Source organism: Oscillibacter valericigenes (assembly GCF_021531435.1).
Lineage (GTDB): Bacteria > Bacillota > Clostridia > Oscillospirales > Oscillospiraceae > Oscillibacter > Oscillibacter valericigenes_B.
Genome location: NZ_JAFBIS010000077.1, coordinates 1 through 626, shown reverse-complemented (window position 1 = coordinate 626; position 626 = coordinate 1). Strand labels below are relative to the sequence as shown.

Here is a 626-nt window from a genome sequence, read left to right as displayed (position 1 = left end):
GAATAACGGTTTCCAAAACGCCGGAACGACGGTTTCCATTTCACCGGACTGGCGGTACCCCGCCACCGGAATATTCATCCAAAAATGAGAATACACTGGTATGTTACCCCAGTGGACGTGCCAACATAACGGTTCTCCACTCTTGAGCGTGGGTGCTGAAAAATTTTGCCCCTAATTTTTACCTACCTCTCCACTTTTCAGCGTGGGTGATTTTTCGAGCATCAGCAAAACCAGCATACTTTCAAGCAAGACGACCGAGGCCCTTAACAGTGCCTCGGTCACTTTTTTGTCTTGGCGTTCTGAAATTTGACTCAATCCGAAAATTGGGTAAACTACAATGCAACCCTAAAAAGGGAAATTTAGAAGGAGGTTTTCCAAAATGAGAAAGCTCATGTCTCTTGCTCTCGCATTGGTGTTGTCATTGGCACTGGCAGCACCCGCCGCCGCTGCGGATGTCGGTACTTCAGGAAACGCAGGGACGGTCCCTGTAACCATATCCGCTGAAGCAACGACCTTCAGCGTCACCGTCCCTACCAGCATCCCGTTAAACGTCGATGCCAACGCCGCCGTGACCTGCGCCGACAACCTGAAAATCATCAACAACTCCGCCGGACCCGTGGAGGTCA

Annotated in this window: 1 protein-coding gene; it reads left to right on the top strand. The window is 50.6% G+C overall.

The window, feature by feature from the left end:
• Positions 1–379: 379 nt before the first annotated feature.
• A partial coding sequence (locus JQM68_RS13620) for a hypothetical protein (RefSeq protein ID WP_235223561.1) occupies positions 380–626 on the top strand: 247 nt, incomplete at its 3' end.